20 protein-coding genes are annotated in these 17,349 nt (G+C 49.5%); 8 read left to right on the top strand and 12 right to left on the bottom strand.

Annotated elements, in window-relative coordinates; translation table 11 throughout:
• Positions 1-29: 29 nt before the first annotated feature.
• Positions 30-908 (bottom strand): translation elongation factor Ts, encoded by an 879-nt coding sequence (gene tsf, locus ACJ8W9_RS03830; protein WP_411358568.1) that lies wholly within the window; start codon positions 906-908, stop codon positions 30-32.
• Between the two features lie 24 nt (positions 909-932).
• Positions 933-1,664, bottom strand: coding sequence for a 30S ribosomal protein S2 (rpsB, locus tag ACJ8W9_RS03835; protein WP_411358569.1), 732 nt, complete (start codon positions 1,662-1,664; stop codon positions 933-935).
• Between the two features lie 266 nt (positions 1,665-1,930).
• Between rpsB and map the strand changes: the two genes are divergently transcribed.
• From map to dapD, 3 genes are read left to right on the top strand one after another with little or no spacing between them, the layout of a single operon-like run.
• Positions 1,931-2,725 (top strand): type I methionyl aminopeptidase, encoded by a 795-nt coding sequence (map, locus tag ACJ8W9_RS03840; RefSeq protein ID WP_411358570.1) that lies wholly within the window; start codon positions 1,931-1,933, stop codon positions 2,723-2,725.
• Positions 2,725-5,340 carry a [protein-PII] uridylyltransferase gene (gene glnD / locus ACJ8W9_RS03845; RefSeq protein WP_411358572.1) on the top strand — a complete coding sequence of 872 codons (2,616 nt, stop codon included), beginning with the start codon at positions 2,725-2,727 and terminating at the stop codon, positions 5,338-5,340. Before map ends, glnD begins: the two co-directional genes overlap by 1 nt.
• Before the next feature lie 9 nt (positions 5,341-5,349).
• Complete coding sequence (gene dapD / locus ACJ8W9_RS03850; RefSeq protein WP_411358573.1) at positions 5,350-6,174, top strand: 2,3,4,5-tetrahydropyridine-2,6-dicarboxylate N-succinyltransferase; 825 nt, start codon at positions 5,350-5,352, stop codon at positions 6,172-6,174.
• On the opposite strand, the gene truC is transcribed toward dapD, so the two are convergent.
• The gene (gene truC / locus ACJ8W9_RS03855; protein WP_411358574.1) at positions 6,171-6,923 is read right to left on the bottom strand and encodes a tRNA pseudouridine(65) synthase TruC; all 753 of its coding nucleotides are present in this window, start codon (positions 6,921-6,923) and stop codon (positions 6,171-6,173) included. The genes dapD and truC overlap by 4 nt on opposite strands.
• Entirely contained in the window at positions 6,880-7,224 is a 345-nt protein-coding gene (locus ACJ8W9_RS03860) for a YqcC family protein (protein WP_034729046.1), read from the bottom strand. Before ACJ8W9_RS03860 ends, truC begins: the two co-directional genes overlap by 44 nt.
• A gap of 73 nt (positions 7,225-7,297) precedes the next feature.
• On the opposite strand from ACJ8W9_RS03860, the gene ACJ8W9_RS03865 reads away from it, so the two are divergent.
• A complete protein-coding gene (locus tag ACJ8W9_RS03865; protein WP_411358575.1) occupies positions 7,298-8,326 on the top strand; it encodes a DUF3549 family protein in 1,029 nt (342 codons plus the stop codon).
• A 1-nt stretch (position 8,327) separates the two neighbouring features.
• Positions 8,328-8,636: a DUF3301 domain-containing protein gene (locus ACJ8W9_RS03870; RefSeq protein WP_411358576.1), complete on the top strand. Its 309-nt coding sequence runs from the start codon at positions 8,328-8,330 to the stop codon at positions 8,634-8,636.
• On the opposite strand, the gene ACJ8W9_RS03875 is transcribed toward ACJ8W9_RS03870, so the two are convergent.
• The 3 genes from ACJ8W9_RS03875 to ACJ8W9_RS03885 form a co-directional block, all read right to left on the bottom strand.
• Positions 8,618-8,944 (bottom strand): Mpo1-like protein, encoded by a 327-nt coding sequence (locus tag ACJ8W9_RS03875; protein WP_411358577.1) that lies wholly within the window; start codon positions 8,942-8,944, stop codon positions 8,618-8,620. The two genes, ACJ8W9_RS03870 and ACJ8W9_RS03875, sit on opposite strands and share 19 nt — an antisense overlap.
• Complete coding sequence (locus ACJ8W9_RS03880; RefSeq protein WP_411358578.1) at positions 8,928-9,620, bottom strand: GNAT family N-acetyltransferase; 693 nt, start codon at positions 9,618-9,620, stop codon at positions 8,928-8,930. The genes ACJ8W9_RS03875 and ACJ8W9_RS03880 overlap by 17 nt, the downstream gene beginning before the upstream one ends.
• A gap of 65 nt (positions 9,621-9,685) precedes the next feature.
• Entirely contained in the window at positions 9,686-10,258 is a 573-nt protein-coding gene (locus ACJ8W9_RS03885) for a SecY-interacting protein Syd (protein WP_411358579.1), read from the bottom strand.
• Between the two features lie 106 nt (positions 10,259-10,364).
• Here ACJ8W9_RS03885 and queF point away from each other — a divergent pair, with 106 nt between their 5' ends.
• From queF to ACJ8W9_RS03900, 3 genes are read left to right on the top strand one after another with little or no spacing between them, the layout of a single operon-like run.
• A complete protein-coding gene (gene queF, locus ACJ8W9_RS03890; RefSeq protein ID WP_411358580.1) occupies positions 10,365-11,207 on the top strand; it encodes an NADPH-dependent 7-cyano-7-deazaguanine reductase QueF in 843 nt (280 codons plus the stop codon).
• Between the two features lie 26 nt (positions 11,208-11,233).
• A complete protein-coding gene (ppnN, locus tag ACJ8W9_RS03895) occupies positions 11,234-12,589 on the top strand; it encodes a nucleotide 5'-monophosphate nucleosidase PpnN (RefSeq protein WP_411358581.1) in 1,356 nt (451 codons plus the stop codon).
• A gap of 35 nt (positions 12,590-12,624) precedes the next feature.
• Entirely contained in the window at positions 12,625-12,999 is a 375-nt protein-coding gene (locus tag ACJ8W9_RS03900) for a DUF3192 domain-containing protein (RefSeq protein ID WP_411360445.1), read from the top strand.
• 8 nt (positions 13,000-13,007) lie between these two features.
• On the opposite strand, the gene rlmM is transcribed toward ACJ8W9_RS03900, so the two are convergent.
• The 5 genes from rlmM to mmsB are packed head-to-tail and all read right to left on the bottom strand — an operon-like array spanning position 13,008 to position 17,334.
• The gene (gene rlmM / locus ACJ8W9_RS03905) at positions 13,008-14,099 is read right to left on the bottom strand and encodes a 23S rRNA (cytidine(2498)-2'-O)-methyltransferase RlmM (protein ID WP_411360446.1); all 1,092 of its coding nucleotides are present in this window, start codon (positions 14,097-14,099) and stop codon (positions 13,008-13,010) included.
• An 18-nt stretch (positions 14,100-14,117) separates the two neighbouring features.
• A complete protein-coding gene (locus ACJ8W9_RS03910) occupies positions 14,118-14,762 on the bottom strand; it encodes an alpha/beta family hydrolase (protein WP_411360448.1) in 645 nt (214 codons plus the stop codon).
• The gene (locus tag ACJ8W9_RS03915; RefSeq protein WP_034729025.1) at positions 14,755-15,654 is read right to left on the bottom strand and encodes a transcriptional regulator GcvA; all 900 of its coding nucleotides are present in this window, start codon (positions 15,652-15,654) and stop codon (positions 14,755-14,757) included. The genes ACJ8W9_RS03910 and ACJ8W9_RS03915 overlap by 8 nt, the downstream gene beginning before the upstream one ends.
• Before the next feature lie 10 nt (positions 15,655-15,664).
• A complete protein-coding gene (locus tag ACJ8W9_RS03920; protein ID WP_034729022.1) occupies positions 15,665-16,429 on the bottom strand; it encodes an SDR family oxidoreductase in 765 nt (254 codons plus the stop codon).
• 8 nt (positions 16,430-16,437) lie between these two features.
• Positions 16,438-17,334: a 3-hydroxyisobutyrate dehydrogenase gene (gene mmsB, locus ACJ8W9_RS03925; RefSeq protein WP_411360451.1), complete on the bottom strand. Its 897-nt coding sequence runs from the start codon at positions 17,332-17,334 to the stop codon at positions 16,438-16,440.
• Between the last annotated feature and the right edge of the window lie 15 nt (positions 17,335-17,349).

The following is a 17,349-nucleotide window of genomic DNA, read 5'->3' on the forward strand; positions in this document are numbered from 1 at the left end:
ACTGTGCGTCGTCGAATGCGACATTGGCATTACGCCTTTTTCGCAGCAGCCATTTGCGCTTGTACTTCAGCAGCGAAATCTTCTGATTTCTTCTCGATACCTTCGCCCACTTCGAAACGTACGAAAGTGATAACGTCAGCATTGTTCTGCTTCAGTAAGTCGCCAACAGTCATTGATGGGTCTTTCACGAACGCTTGACCAGTTAAGCTGATCTCGCCAGTGAATTTACGCATACGACCTTCAACCATTTTCTCAGCAATTTCTTGTGGCTTGCCACTTTGCATCGCGATATCAAGTTGAATTTGACGCTCTTTATCAACGACTTCAGCTGATACGTCTTCAGGCTTAACGAACTGTGGCGCGCTAGCAGCAACGTGCATTGCAACGTCTTTTGCTAATTCGTTGTTACCGCCAGTCAAGGCTACCAATACACCGATACGGCCGCCGTGAACATAAGCTTCAACAACATCACCACCGCTAACAGTCAAGACGCGACGCACGTTCATGTTTTCGCCGATTTTAGCAACCAAAGCTTCGCGTACTTCTTCAACAGTACCGTCGCCAATGTTAGTCGCTTTCAAGCTTTCAACGTCAGACTCTTTGTTAGCAAAGGCTGCATCGATTACTTTGTCGCCGAATGCCAAGAAGTTTGCATCACGTGCTACGAAGTCAGTTTCGCAGTTCAATTCAACCATAGTACCGACGTTACCTTCGGTTTTGGTCAAAATGACACCTTCAGCGGCGATACGACCAGCTTTTTTAGCTGCTTTCGCTTGACCGCTTTTACGCATGTTTTCGATGGCCGCGTCGATATCACCGTTAGTTTCTTCTAACGCTTTCTTACAATCCATCATGCCAGCGCCAGTGCGCTCGCGCAGTTCTTTAACCAGAGCTGCTGTAATAGCCATGTGTAAAATTCCTCTGTTCAGGGGTTATTCAGTTTCTTCCGCTTCTACGAAATCGTCTGCTTTGCCTTCAGTTACCGCGCCACGGGCGTCGTTAACAGCGGTTGCAGCAGCGTTCAAGTACAATTGTACTGCGCGGATCGCATCGTCGTTACCAGGGATAACGTAATCAACGCCATCTGGGTTTGAGTTGGTATCAACTACTGCGATAACTGGGATACCAAGGTTGTTCGCTTCTTTAATCGCGATGTGTTCGTGGTCAGCGTCAATTACAAACAATACGTCTGGCAAGCCAGCCATATCCTTGATACCGCCCAAGCTCTTCTCAAGCTTTTCCATTTCACGCGTGTTCATCAAAGCTTCTTTCTTGGTCAGCTTTTCAAACGTTCCGTCTTGGCTTTGAGTTTCTAACTCTTTCAAACGTTTGATTGACTGGCGAACAGTTTTCCAGTTGGTCAACATACCGCCTAACCAGCGGTGGTTTACGAAGAACTGGTTACAGTTTTTTGCAGCTTCAGCAACTGAATCCGCAGCAGCGCGCTTGGTACCAACGAACAAGATTTTGCCTTTGTTCGAAGCAACGTGCTGTAAGAAGTTCAATGAGTCATTAAACATCGGCACGGTTTTTTCCAAGTTGATGATGTGGATTTTGTTACGAGCGCCAAAAATGAACGGCTTCATTTTTGGGTTCCAGAAGCGGGTTTGGTGGCCAAAGTGCACACCAGCTTTCAACATATCACGCATTGATACGTTTGCCATAATTCTCTTTCCTTTTTAAGGGGTTATGCCTCCATACATCCCATAGTTCGACCCTTAGTCAATGACCGCGAGCACCCCGACCTATGTGTCGATGTATGTGTGTGGTTGTTTATTTAAGTTTCATGCAATCGAAATTGCGGGCGCTTTATATCATGAAAGGCCCCTTCATCGCAAGCTTTTTGGCTCTGCGAAAGCTTCCCCGACGCTAGACAAAATGCTAGGATAACGCCACTTTTATGAATTGAGTCGGAGCGATAGGAAAAGGCATGAGTATTAGTATTAAAACCCCAGATGAAATCGAAAAAATGCGTGCAGCCGGTCGCTTGGCCGCTGAAGTGCTTGAGATGATCGGGCCGCATGTAAAAGCTGGGGTAACGACTGCCGAAATCGACCAAATCTGTCACGATTATATTGTCGCGCGCAACGCCTACCCTGCGCCACTAAACTACCATGGCTTTCCTAAGTCAGTTTGTACGTCGCTCAACCATGTGGTCTGTCACGGCATCCCGAATGAGAAGCCACTTAAAGATGGCGACATCATGAATCTCGATGTGACAGTAAAACTCGATGGTTATCATGGTGACACCTCGAAGATGTTTGTGGTCGGTAAACCTAGCATCCTCGCTGAACGGCTGATTCGTGTCACCCAAGAATCGCTGTATCAGGCGATCAAAATGGTGCGCCCGGGCATTCGGACTGGCGACTTCGCTGCAGTGATTCAAAAGCATGCCGAACAGCATGGTTATTCGATCGTGCGGGAATACTGTGGCCATGGTATCGGCGCAGTATTCCATGAAGAGCCACAAATTCTGCATTATGGCACGCCAGGTACGGGTGATGTGCTTGAAGCAGGCATGTGTTTCACCATCGAACCTATGGTCAACGCAGGCAAACGCCACACCAAATTAATGAAAGATGGTTGGACTGTACTTACCAAGGATCGCAGCTTAAGTGCGCAGTGGGAACATACACTATTGGTCACTGAAACCGGCGTGGAAGTGCTCACCCTGCGTAACGACGAAGACTTACCACGCGTGATTGAACACGCTGCAGCGAGTTAATGAGCGCGACTGTTAGCGAGCTGAAGTGGCCACAACCACTGACGGTAAGCGCCGGGCGCGAGTGTCTCGAGCGTTATCAGCAGTGGTCTGCTGAAGCTTTTGTCACCGCCGATATCGAGAGCCTACTGACGGATCGCAGTGCCATGGTAGACCAACTACTGCGTTTGTTATGGCAGCAATTTGCGCTATCTGAACATCGTTGTGCTTTGTTTGCGGTCGGCGGCTATGGGCGTGGCACCCTGCACCCCCACTCGGATATTGATTTACTCTTTCTGCATCAAGATGAGCTAACGCCTGCCGCACAACAAGCGATTAGCGAAATGGTACAGATGCTCTGGGACCTGCGCCTTGATGTCGGTCACAGTGTCCGCACCATTGCCGAATGTGAATTACAAGCCAAAGCCGATGTCAGTGTCGCGACCAGTTTGCTGGAGCAACGTTTTATTTGTGGTGATGCTGACTTAGCACCCGAGCTGCGACATTTTCTACAAAATCGTATGCCGTGGACCAGTGATCAGTTTTATCAGGCGAAACTGGCAGAGCAGAATCAACGCCATGAACAATTTCACGGCACCGCTTACAATCTTGAACCTAATATCAAAAGCAGTGCGGGTGGTTTGCGCGATATTCAAACCATTGGCTGGATTGCGAAGCGCCATTTTCACACGCAAAGCGACGAAAGCTTAGTTCAATATGGCTATATCAGTGCCGCCGAATTACTTGAGTTGCGTGAACACCAAGCTTTTCTCTGGCGCGTGCGTTTTGCCTTGCACCTTGAAGCAGGCAAAAAAGAAGATCGTTTATTGTTCGACTATCAGCCGGCAGTCGCTGCGCGGCTTGGTTATGAAGGCAAAGGCAAAGCCGCCGTCGAAGCCATGATGCAAGATTACTTTAATGCGGTGGTGGGCGTAGCTGAATTGAACGATATGCTATTGCAGTTCTTTGCCCAGACTATTCTCAGTGATGCCAAACATCTTGCCACTCAGATCATCGATGACGACTTTAAAATTCTCGGTGAAGGGATTGCTGCCCAACATGATAGCGCCTTCGCTGACCAGCGTAATCTCGTTCGGTTTTTTTTGGCGATTGCACAACATCAGCAAGTCCGTTACATCCGTGCCCACACCATTCGCTTGTTGCGTAACGCGCGACGCGAGTTAGAGCAGCCCCTAAGTGATGATCCCGAATGCCGCACGCTATTTATGCAACTGTTACAGCATCCACGTGGCTGCGGCTTAGCCTTCGAGTTGATGCATCGGCACAAAATTATGGCGCATTACTTGCCGCAATGGGCGCATATTGTCGGACAAATGCAGTTTGACCTGTTCCATGCGTACACCGTCGACGAACATACCTTTCGCTTGGTACGAAATCTTTACCGCTATTCCACCACGCAAGGTGCGGAAGAGTTTCCATTGTGTGCCGAGCTCGTTGAGCGCATGGAACATCGCGAATGGCTGTATTTAGCCGGTATTTTTCACGACATCGCTAAAGGGCGCGGCGGTGATCATTCAGAGCTTGGCGAGCACGACGCACGCAATTTCGGTCTGCAACACGCGCTTTCAGAAGAAGGCACAGAATTGATTGCTTGGTTGGTGCGTAACCACTTAGTCATGTCAGTGACCGCACAAAAACGCGATATTCACGACCCTGAAGTAATCGAACAGTTCGCCCAACAAGTCGCTACGCAGCAACGTCTCGATTATTTGTATTGCCTGACAGTTGCCGATATTCGTGCCACCAATAGCAGCCTCTGGAATAACTGGAAAGCGACGCTATTAGAGAATTTATATCAGGCAACCACGCATTATTTGCAACAGCAAAAACCATCACCACAACGGGAAATGCGCCAGCGTATTCATCAGCACCAATCACATGCCATGGGACTATTACTCAGCGCTGGTTATCCGGCACAACAAGTGCAAGAGACCTGGGCGCGCTTTACCGCGGACTATTTCTTGCGTCATCAACCCGAGCAAATCGCTTGGCACACTCAGCATATTTTGGCGGTCGCTGACGATGAACTGCTCCCTTTGATACTAGTGGGTGACGAGACGCGGCAAGGCACCACCGAGTTATTTATTTACCACCTTGAGCACGAACATTTGTTCGCCGAGGTCGCAGCCGTGCTGGATCATCAAAATTTGAGTATCCACGATGCCCAGATCCTTGCCACACGTGATGGCTTTGTCATGGACACCTTCGTCGTCTTGCAGGAAGATGGTGAACCGCTGACCGACGCGCGGCGCATTGAAGCGCTGAAGCAGGAATTACACGATGTTTTGCGTGGCCGTCGTGGCGCGCCCAGCACACAACGGCGGATTCCGCGTCGTTTGCGTAGCTTTAAAGTAAAAACCAAAATCGAATTTGTACCTAGTCGCAATGCCCGCCGCACTGCGTTTGAACTCACGGCGCTTGACCGCCCTGGACTGGTGGCACGGGTTGCCAAGGTACTGCAACAATTAGAGCTAAACATTTTAACGGCCAAAATTTCTACCGTCGGCGAACAAGCCGAAGACCTATTTATTATCACTACCGCACGTAATACACCGCTTGATGAGACTGAGCGGCAACGTTTACGTGAACAAATTATCGCAACTTTAGCCGAGCATTAGAGGATCATCATGACTGAACTGCAAGCACGCATTGAGGCTGCTTTCGAGGCGCGCGCCGAACTCTCACCGAGTAAAGTACCTACACAACTGCGGGAAGATTTAGAAACTGTTATTAAAAGTATTGATAGCGGTCAACAACGCGTCGCGGAAAAGCAAAACGGCGAGTGGGTGGTCAATGAATGGTTGAAAAAAGCCGTATTGTTGTCGTTTCGCATTCAGGACAATCATCTGATGAACGGCGGCGAAACACGCTTTTTTGATAAGGTCGACAGTAAATTTGGTGGCTATGACGACGCCCGTTTTCGTGCTGAAGGCATGCGTGTCGTACCGCCAGCCATGGTGCGCAAAGGCGCTTATATTGGTCGCAATGTTGTGCTCATGCCGTCTTATGTCAATATAGGCGCCTATGTTGGTAACGGCACCATGGTCGATACTTGGGCCACCGTAGGCTCGTGTGCACAAATCGGTGAGAACGTGCATCTGTCGGGTGGCGTCGGTATTGGTGGTGTGCTTGAACCGCTGCAAGCGAGCCCAACCATCATTGAAGACAACTGCTTTATCGGTGCCCGCTCAGAGATCGTCGAAGGCGTTATTGTCGAGACGGGTGCAGTCATCTCGATGGGCGTGTACATCGGCCAAAGCACCCGGATTTTTGATCGTGAAACTGGTGAAATTCACTATGGCCGCGTGCCAGCCGGCGCAGTGGTCGTACCGGGCACGCTACCTAGTAAAGACGGCAGCCATAGTTTGTATGCAGCGATTATCGTCAAGAAAGTAGATGCGAAAACGCGCGCGAAAGTCGGCATTAACGAACTGTTGCGTGCGATAGATTAGTTCTGCTTATCAAATAACTGACTTAAGTCTGGCGGAATCGGCAGACTTAAGTTCAGCACTTCACCACTGACTGGGTGCGTAAATTTAAGTCCAGTTGCCGCTAGCAACAAACGTTGCAAACCAAAGTGTTCACGAAAGAATTTGTTGTGACGCCCGTCCCCATGGCGGGTATCGCCGATTATCGGGTGGCGCAAATGTGACATATGCCGACGTAATTGGTGCTTGCGGCCGGTTTTCGGCTGTAATTGCATCAGCGAATAGCGACTCGTCGCATGCTTTTTACTAACTTGAAAGGGTAATTCGACCTGCGCCAGGCAACGATAAAGCGTTTGTGCTGGTTGTGGTGCTTTGTCTTGATCAGCATCGCGGTCAGCGACCTTGTCCAACTCTTCGGTTAACGCATAATCCAGCTCACCATCGCCTAAATAACCACGCACCACGGCATGATATTGTTTTTCAACTTGGCGCTCACTAAAGGCGGTCGACAACTCGCGGGCAATCTCGGCAGACTTGGCAAACAGTAAAATGCCAGAGGTGGGGCGATCGAGACGATGCACTGGATACACCCGTTGCCCAATCTGGTCGCGGACCAGTTGTAACGCGAACGTGGTGGCGTCTTTTGCCAGCCAACTGCGATGCACCAACAAGCCGCTTGGCTTATCTATGGCAATAACAACGTCGTCTTGAAAAACAATGGGAAGTGGATCAGACATCTTCAGCGAGCGGGTCAGTACCACTGAGTAACTCATCAAACTCGCGTAGGATCACAATCAAACCCTCATGATTCTCAAGCTCATTGCGATAGACATGTGCCGCCATTGGGCTCACCGCAATGTTTTGTGGCAACGGATGTTCACCATCTACAACATCCCACATGCGTGGCAACATAATAAATTGCAACCATTGGTGAAAGTCGAGTTTATCGATAGCAAACGGCTCAGTGCTCTGCAACTGATGCGCTGCTGGGTACTCGGATTGCCATAAACCCAAACAATGAAGCTCGGCTTCAATGCGTTCAAGTAAGCGTGCTGCACGTTGTCGTTGGTCCATTACTACCTCCACGACGGTTTAATCGTTATAATGGCGCACATCTTTCAGCAAAATGACCTGCGATGCAAGTTTAATGAGCATTTCTACTCTCTCTGAATTACTCGAACAGGGCCAAAGTGCCTTTGTTTGCTATGATCTTGGCCGCCGTATCCAAAGTATCGATGCGGACACCTTTCGCGCGATTGAGCAGCAACAAGCGCCCTATCCATATCCGGTACAAGGTCACGCTTGCTTTGCCGTAGTGTTTTGGCCACAGCTGGCAGACCAACGACAAGAACCCTACCTTTGGTTTCTTAAATTTCCCGTTGATGAGCGCGGTTTACTTGAGCAAGCTCAGGTACTTCAGTTCGTGACCAGCGTTTTGACCTTGCTTGGTAATCAAATCACCCACGCATTGGACGATGCGCAACAGCAGCAACTGCAACAAAGTCCTTTTCTGTTTACCCCTGCTGAAGAAAAGCGTGCAGCATTGCACGCGCAGTTGAGTCAACGTTGGCAGCGCGAACCCTCGCAACACTTTGCCAAAGCTCAGTTGATTTTGCAGCAGCCGGATGACTGGCAACAACTCGGCGTACAAGGGCTGCACGATGTCTGCGCGCGTTTAGCCGAATTACCCCAGTGTCAGCATGCCATCGCTGATCGTTTCGCTGCGTACCCAGTGCCCTTGCGACAAGCCTTGGCCATCGCCCTCGAGCATCAACAACTCCCCGACGCTATGGTCGCACCGCTAGTTCATCAATTAACGCAGGCGCCAAAACGAAGTGAGTTGCGTGCTGACCTGTTACGTAGCCTTGCCAGTCAAAGCAATCATGCCGCGGTAGTGACCTTGCTGAATACGCTCCTACCTACTGCAAGTGTTGACGAGTTAGTGATCTGCTGCGCGCGTCTATGGCAGGCCTTTGATCCGTTACAAACTAAGCATGTTGCGTTGCTAGTTTTACTGCAAGCACTTGCGGCTCAAGACAATAATGTTTTTGCCGCGCTCATCAGCGATTTGTTGCGTTTACCAAGTCTGCGCCCACACCTCATGGTCACCTTGCAACGCGACGATTTACCCCAAAGCATTCGCCAAGCGTGGCAACAATTTATCGGGCGTCATTAAAATGGTCTTAGCCGATGCACTCTTACTCCTAATTCTGCTCTTCATTGCGCTGCTATTTTGGCAAGGGCGACGCCAAGCAGAAATCGCTAAAGTTCATGCACAGCGTTATTGCCAACAGCATCAATTACAATTCTTAGATATCGCCTGGCAAGGCGGCAAGATTGCGCGGCATGGCCGCCATATAGGTTGGTTGAGTCGCTATCAATTCGCCTTCAGCAGCGATCGTGAGCATCGCTATGAAGGCGAAATTCAGATGCTGAACCTGCGACTGTTAAAAGTGGAGACGCCAGTCTATCGGCTACCAGAATAACTTTTTCCGGTGAGCACCCGTTTGCAGAAGTCAAAATACATAACCCAGTCACCGAGTAAGGAATACCACGGATGTTTGAAAGTGGCTGGTTTATTGTGCTCAAAGAAAAAGTGACCGATCCAAGCAAAGCCATAACCGGCTACGGGAATCCATAACAGCCACAACCATTGCCCTAAGGCGACACTGGCTATAAGAATCAGCAATACCAAGGTGCTACCTACATAGTGAGTGGCACGACATCGTGGGTCACTATGTTCGGCCAGATAGTACGGATAAAACTCGCGAAAACTATTAAACTGCTGTGCCATTAGCGACCTCTTCCGCTTCGTTCACGACCTGCTGTCTTTGACAGAAAAACAGCTCACCTGCAACCTCACCAATCTTTAACGTGGTGATTTGTTCGTAGTGATGCTGTTTGAATAGTGATTGATGTTCCGGCTGGGTAATCAACAAAGCGATACCCTGTGACTTTGGCTCATCCTGCAACGCTTGCTGCGCTGCTCGCACTAATACATCACCCCAGCCTTGTTGCTGATAACGCGGATTAACCGCAATAAACGCCAGCATGTGATAGTGCTCAAGCGCGAGTTTGTCGGCGATGGCTTGCTGAATCAAACTTTCTTTTTCAACCAGCTGTTTAGTGCTCACATAGCCAGCTGTCAGCAGCATTTTCAAACGCCAATGCCAGTAACGGCCTGGTCCGAAACTCTTGCCAGGCATTGTCATACAAACGACACCGATGAGTGAATCGCCAGCAAACAAACCAATCATCGGTTGCTCAGCTTCCCAAAATGCCATCAGCTCTTCACGGATCGTAGCGCGTAAGCGTTTTTCGTATTCTTCGTTATCGGCTTTGGCGTTAAACAACGACATTAACAATGGATCGTCGTGATACGCCTGGTATAACAGCGAAGCAGCCAATTTTAGTTCTTCAGCAACCAAATAACGCAATTCACTTTTTGTTTCTGTTTTTATGAGTGTCATTGCTTTGCACCTTGTTAAATTATTCTGTTGGCTTGTTTTATAGGGTTGCCTACAAACTAGCCGATTCAGTGCTCGAATTCCACTACTCTTGGTGTGGTTTTAGCAAGAAACTCGGCAAGGTTTGCTGCCAGCGTTTCATGCTGATTTTGTCCTACAAACTCAAGGCCTACCGCACCACTCTCGTTATCAAGGGTAATCAGTAGATCGTCAGACTCCTCAGCAATCCCCAAAAACAAAGTCATCGGCTGGCGTAAACGTCGCTTCATCAGTACGTGTCCAGCTTGATTGCTGAGCATCCTTTCTGCATCTTCTGCGCCGTGCATGTGCAACAACCAAAACGGATGTTGTTGCCAGGACACCGCTAGGTCTGCACTGAACCAACGACTAAAATACTCCACAAAATCTTGATGAAAAGGTTGCTCCAACGCGTTCATGAGTGCACTGAAATCCAATGCTTGCGCTTGGCGTACTGGCTGCCACTGAACGAACTCAATTGTGTCATCAACTAGGGTCGGCGCACCAACATAAATAGGCGCTTGCCAATCACCGTTCGCTTCGGTCATTAGCGGAACTGCGGCTTGTTGATAGGCCTCTTGGTAGCGCACTAATAGAGCGTCTAAGGCGGAACTGATCGTCATCTTTTACTCACTCGTAGTTAAGGCGTCACAACTAGCATCTGCTGCGCACCACAGGTACAATGGTCGACTGGCTGAAAAACAGAGTTTAGCAAGGTAAACGATAGCAATGAAGCAAGGCACGCATGATAATCCACTCGCGCATCTAAATTTGGGGCAAGCAACGGCCTACCCTGAACACTATGATGCAAGTCTTTTGCAACCGGTAGCACGGCAGTTAAACCGTACCCCCATCGGTATCGTCGAAGCAAGCAAACTACCCTTTTTCGGCCACGATGAGTGGACCGGCTACGAAGTCTCTTGGCTGCAGCCCAACGGCTTACCGCAAGTTGCCATAGCGCAATTTTTCGTACCTTGTACCAGCCCTAATTTAATTGAATCAAAGTCGTTCAAACTCTATTTGAATAGCTTTAATCAAAGCCAGTGGCCTTCGTGGGAGGCTGTGGCAGCGCAAATGACGATTGATCTGAGTGCCTGTGCCGGTGCTCCAGTAACCGTCAAATTGCTGCAACTGAATGATGCACAGCATCTGGTCGGTCAATGGCAAGGCCAATGTCTAGACGATCCTAGCGTGGCCATCAGTACCTACGACTATGCGCCATACTTATTACGCCACGCAAGTCATGAACGTGTCACTGAACAGTTATATAGTGACTTACTGAAATCGAATTGTCTGATCACCAACCAGCCCGATTGGGGATCGCTTTACATTAGCTATACCGGGCGCGCCATCGACCACACTGCTCTGTTGCAGTATATTGTGTCGTTTCGCAATCATAATGAGTTTCATGAACAATGTGTCGAACGAATTTTCATGGATCTCACCCAGCGGCTAGACCTTGACCGATTGTCGGTTTATGCCCGCTACACTCGGCGCGGAGGCCTTGATATCAATCCCTTCCGCGCGACCGAAGATACGGCTCCAAACAGGATGCGCTTGAGCCGTCAGTAAAAAGAAAATGAAGGAAAAACAAGAGAATGAAAATAACTATTTCACCCCGTGGCAGCATGAGTTTGCTGTCGCAACTAGAAATTGACCGTTTACAAGAGTCAAGCGACGAACAACTGTATCGTTTATTCCGTAACTGCTGTCTAGCGGTTCTTAACGCTGGCAGTAACACCGATAGTAGTGAAGAAATTTTTAATAAATACGACGATTTTGACGTCAATGTCATCAAATGTGAGCGCGGTGTGCAGTTGGAACTTGTCAATCCGCCAGAAGAAGCCTTTGTTGATGGTAAATTAATTGTTGGTATGCAAGAGCTGGTGGAAGCCGTGCTGCGCGACATCCTATTTACCGGTGAGCGCTATAACGCGCAAACGTTGGAAACCGCAGATACACATACCCTCACCCACGTAGTGTTTGACATTCTGCGTAACGCACAAGTGGTGCAGCCTAACCTAGATCCGAACGTGATTGTTTGTTGGGGTGGCCACTCGATCAACGAAGTGGAATATAAGTACACCAAAGAAGTTGGTTATCACCTTGGTCTACGTGCACTTAACGTCTGTACCGGTTGTGGTCCGGGAGCGATGAAAGGCCCGATGAAAGGAGCCACCATCGGTCATGCCAAGCAGCGGATCACCGATGGCCGTTACTTAGGTTTTACTGAGCCAGGCATCATTGCCGCTGAGCCACCGAATCCTATTGTGAACGAACTTATCATCATGCCGGATATCGAGAAGCGCCTTGAGGCCTTCGTGCGTTGTGCGCACGGTATCGTTATCTTCCCAGGCGGTGCAGGTACCGCTGAAGAGCTCCTCTACTTGCTCGGCATCTTGATGCACCCTGATAATGACAAGCAAGTATTGCCGGTGGTGTTAACCGGTCCAGCGAGCAGCAAAGGCTACTTTGAAGCTATCGATGATTTTGTGGTTGCCACACTAGGTGAAGAAGCGCGTAAACTGTACACCATCATTGTCGATGATCCGGTCGCAGTGGCTCGTTTTATGGCCGATGGTACGCATGCAGTAAAAGAATATCGTCGTGGCACGGGTGACTCGTATTGTTTCAACTGGACTTTACACATTGACGAGCCATTCCAGCGTCCGTTCACGCCAACCCATGACAACGTTGCGAATTTGAATTTACATCGCGATCAAGCGCCACAATTATTGGCTGCTGACTTACGTCGTGCATTCTCAGCGATTGTGGCAGGTAACGTGAAAGATGAAGGGATTCGCGCCATCCGTGCCAACGGTGTGTTCGAAATTCATGGCGAAAAAGAGATGATGCGGAAACTCGACGTATTGTTACGCGCATTCGTCGAGCAAGGTCGCATGAAGCTGCCTGGTTCGGTATATCATCCTTGTTATCGAGTGATTACCGACTAAAGAGTAACAAGTTAAGCGGTTAAGGAGCGCGGTTTATGTCAAAAATGGCGAAAATTGTCATCATCGGATTTGTCATTTATTTGGCAGCAACTGCGCTTATTCTGGCGGTCTATCAAGCTGACCCCGACAACATGAGTTGGCAAGAGCGCGAGACTTTTAACTTGAAGCAGATTGGCCAGCTCAATCTTGGGCTGTCAAAAGAAGACGTGATTCGTGTGCTCGGTTCGCCTGACATCAGCGAGGCCAAAGCCACACCTGCCGGAGAAGAAGTGTTGGTGCTGTTTTATCGTACCCATCACGTGAAATCCGATGGCATTACCACGCGCGATGAATGTACGCCGCTGTTATTCAAAAACGGCTCCCTTATTGCTTGGGGAGCCGATGCTTACGAAGATTATCAAGAATTTTAGCAACCCAGTTAGAGCCAGCGCAAATGCACGGTGATCTCTTCACGATCGTGATAGAGCTGTTTCGCCTGTAATTCAAAACGCCCGCGACCTTCGGTGCTCAAGGTTTCTTTCATTTGGGCCAAATATTCAGCAACTGCTGCATAGCGACGTTTCATCGGTAACTTCAAATTAAAAATGGCTTCTTTGCAATCCCCTTCAAGGATCCATGAAGTCATGAGTTCGCCGACGCGGCTCGGCTTTTCCACCATATCGCAGACCAACCAAGTCACATTCTTCTTTTTCGGGCGGTAACGAAAACCATCTTCGCGAATGTGTTTGACCTGCCCTGTGTCCATCAAGCTTTCCGCCATTGGTCCATTGTCGACCGCTTGCACCATCATGCCACGACGCACCAATTGATAAGTCCAACCGCCTGGAGCCGCACCCAAATCGACAGCGTTCATACCAGATTGCACTCGTTCTTCACGCTCGTGGGCCGGAATAAACACTTGAAAAGCTTCATCTAACTTCAAGGTCGAACGACTCGGTGCATCGCTTGGCATGCGCAAACGCGGTATGCCCATTAGCCAAGGCGACTGATTAAAGCTGAACGAAAAGCCCAAAATGACATGCTGATTACTAATAAAAAACGCATGCAGCGTCGGTCGACGATCACTGACTTGTGGTGTCATCCAACCGGCTTTACGCAAACCTTGGCGCAGCGGTACCGTGAACTTACGGCAGAATTTGGTGAGTTCCTTGCCGGCATTGGTATCAGGTGTTTCGACCCGCAAATCTCCCGCTGGCTTAACTCCGGCAAAATTTTCGGTGACTTGTTCATCTAACAACGCAAGTTGCAAGGGTGTCACTCGGTCTTCGCTCGGTAAGTCGTCGATTTCAGCTAAAATCGCCATGAACTGCCGCGAGAATATAAGCTCGCTCAAGGCTAATTTTTTGGCCAAATGCTCAGCTTCTTCAGCAGCACAACGATAAATGACATAGCCTTGTTGCGCCTTGGTTTGGCAATAGCCAAAGCTGCCGAGTACCGCAGCTTTTTCCTGCAATTCTGCGGCACAATCACTCTCAAAACCAGGCCGACAATAGGCAACAAGTCCACTCATAAGGTTTCTTTTCTCTTTCTAAAGGTGTTTCTGAACAAAATCGCTGACCCGATCTATGGCAGCCTGCCATAAATCACGCCGCTCAATGCCACTGCGTTTGGTTGGCTCAAAACTATGATCACCGTGTTCCAACCAATGTAACTCAAGATTCTTGGGCAACGCGTAAGTGGCAACTTCCGCGGACTTACCGAAAGCATCGCGGCTGCCTTGAATTATTAAATTCTGCTTGCGTTGGTTGCGCAAATCATCGACCCGCAATTGTTGTGGTTTGCCGACTGGATGAAACGGGAAACCCAGCGCAATAGCGCCACGTGCTTGAACTTCATCAGCGACTCGGAAAGCGACCCGCGCGCCCATGGATTTACCCATTAAAAACGTCGGCTTCGCATCGTCAAACTGCTGTGCGACAGTCAGCATACTATGTTCTAGTTCCGGCATGCGATTCGGTGGTCGACGTACACCTGAGTCCATAAACTGCTGCCAGTACGGAAAATTAAAGCGCACAACATCGACGTCATGAAAGGCTAAACCGAGCGCAAAAAACTGCATAAAATCGCTCTGTAAACCAGCACCAGCTCCGTGCGCAAAGATAATACGAATCGCGCCTTGCGGATTATCACGCTGCACTGCAACTCGCTGTGTGGGCTTCTCTGATTTAGTCATCGGCTTCCTCTTCCTCTTCGACTACTTGCAACAACCAGCCGCGAAAGGTGGCGATTTTACCTACTTCTGCTTGAGAGTCACGACAAACCAGATAAAAAGATTTTTCCCGTGGTAAAACTTCTGGAAATATTTGAATCAAATGACCGGCATCGATTTCAGGTTTCACTAGCACGTTGTTTGCAAGCGCTATCCCCTGTCCATGCACTGCCGCTTTGAGTGCCAAATTAGAGTGACTAAATACCGGCCCATTATCCCCTTTATTTTTGTCGATCCCCACCAACTTAAACCAATCTTTCCATGCGTTGCGGGTTTCATCGTGCAGCAGCGTGTGATTTAGCAAATCAGCGGGTTCGCGCAAAGGCTTGGTGCCGTTCAACAGCAACGGTGAACATACTGGCAATAAATACTCATTGTGCAGTTTGTAGGCGCGTAAACCTGGCCACTTGCCCGAGCCGTAATAGATAGCCACATCGACATCGTCAGTCAGTGAACCATCGACCTCATCGACCGCACGGATGCGTACGTCAATTTCTGGATAAGCCTCGCGAAAACGACTCAAGCGCGGTACAAACCACAAAATGGCAAAGCTGGGCGGTAAACTAATGGTAAGAGAGCCACGTTCCGAAGCACTTTTGACGCGCTCGGTGGCTTGCAGCATATGATCGAAGATTTCTTTCAGCTCGAGATAGTAGGTCTGTCCTTCAGGGGTCAGCAACAACGAGCGATTGCGGCGAATAAATAGCTTTACCCCCAAAAAATCTTCAAGGCCTTTGACTTGGTGACTCACCGCAGCTTGGGTGACGAACAGTTCGTCCGCTGCACGGGTAAAACTTAAGTGCCGCGCAGCGGCTTCAAAGGCTTTTAATGCATTCAGTGGGGGTAATTTTCGCATGAGTTACCAGTTACAGTCGGACGCCTCCGTCTATTTCTATCACACGTCCACTGAAAAAGTCATTTTCAATGATGTAACGGGCACTATGTGCGATTTCATCAGGCTGCCCCCAGCGACGTAAAGGCACCATGCTGAGCGCACGTTCGATCGCCTCTGGTTTCATCTGCGCCGTCATTGGCGTTTCGATAAAGCCCGGAGCGATGGCACCACAACGAATGCCAAACCGACCTAATTCCCGCGCCCAAGTAACCGTCATCGCCACCACGCCGGCTTTAGTCGCCGCATAGTTGGTTTGGCCAATGTTACCGGCGCGTGCCACGCTAGAGATATTGATGATCACGCCACCTTTACCCGCTTTGGCCATGTGTGCACTGGCTTCACGCCCGCACAAGAAGCTACCGGTCAGGTTCACATCTAATACTGACTGAAACTGTTGCAGTGGCATTTTATGTGTAATTTCACCATCTTTGCACTTGATCAGCATGCCATCACGCAAAATGCCAGCGTTGTTAATCAATACATTGATACCACCAAATTCCGCAGCAATGTCATTGAATACCTGTTCAACCGCAGCTTCGTCAGTGACGTTCGCTACATAGCCTTTAACCTGACGGGCGCCTTTATCACGACAAATCGTTTCAGCGTCAGTCAAGGTTTCTTGGTTCATATCAATTAACGCCAAGGCTGCGCCGGCCGCCGCAAAATGCTCTGCCATCGCACGGCCCAAGCCTTGTGCACCGCCGGTGATGACGATCGTACTGGTTGCAATATCCATGTTCTCTCCTACTTCTTCGTTGCCGGCGTAACATACTTGAAAATGCTCGAGAAATCTTCCCGACCATGGCCTAGTTGTGCCCAACTACGATACAAATTCAAGGTCAGTGAACCCATTGGCGTGCTAGCCCCACTGCGCAACGCAGCTTGTTGCGCCAAGCCCAAATCTTTCGCCATCAAGTCAACCATAAAGCCACCTTGATAACCATTACTCGATGGTACAGTGTCCATCACTCCAGGACACGGATTATAAACTTCGAGCGTCCAGTTGCGACCCGAGCTTTGCAACATGATTTCTGACAACACTTGCGGATCCAAGCCATGGGCAATGCCCAATTGCAAGGCCTCAGAAGTACCAGCCATTAATACTGACAACAGCATGTTGTTGCAGATCTTAGCGACTTGCCCCGCTCCGGCGTCACCGGCGCGGAACACATTTTTACCCATGGCATTGAGCACTTCGCGAGCGCGTTCAACGCTGCTTTCAGCGCCGCCACAAATAAACGTCAAGGTACCGGCTTTCGCCCCACCGACACCGCCGGATACCGGCGCATCGATAAAGGCTATACCCGCAGCGGCAAGTTCGGCGCCAAGCTTGCGCGCGGTTTCGGCGCTGATAGTGCTGCAGTCAATCACCAAGGTCGACTTATCCAACCTATGTTGCAAGCCTTGCTCGCCTAAATAAACGCCCTCGACGTGATGATCGGCCGGCAGCATGCTAATCACAAAATCAGCATCACGGCAGACTTCAACAAGTTGCCTAGCGCGCTGACAACCTGCCGCTTCAGCTTGAGTTAATGCCTCTTCAGACAAATCAAAAACAGTCACGCGATGTCCAGCCTTGACCAGATTGGCCGCCATCGGACCGCCCATATTGCCAAGACCAATAAATCCTACTGTAGCCATAATTTGTTCCTGTCG

The organism is Pseudidiomarina salilacus (assembly GCF_047323925.1).
Lineage (GTDB): Bacteria > Pseudomonadota > Gammaproteobacteria > Enterobacterales > Alteromonadaceae > Pseudidiomarina > Pseudidiomarina salilacus.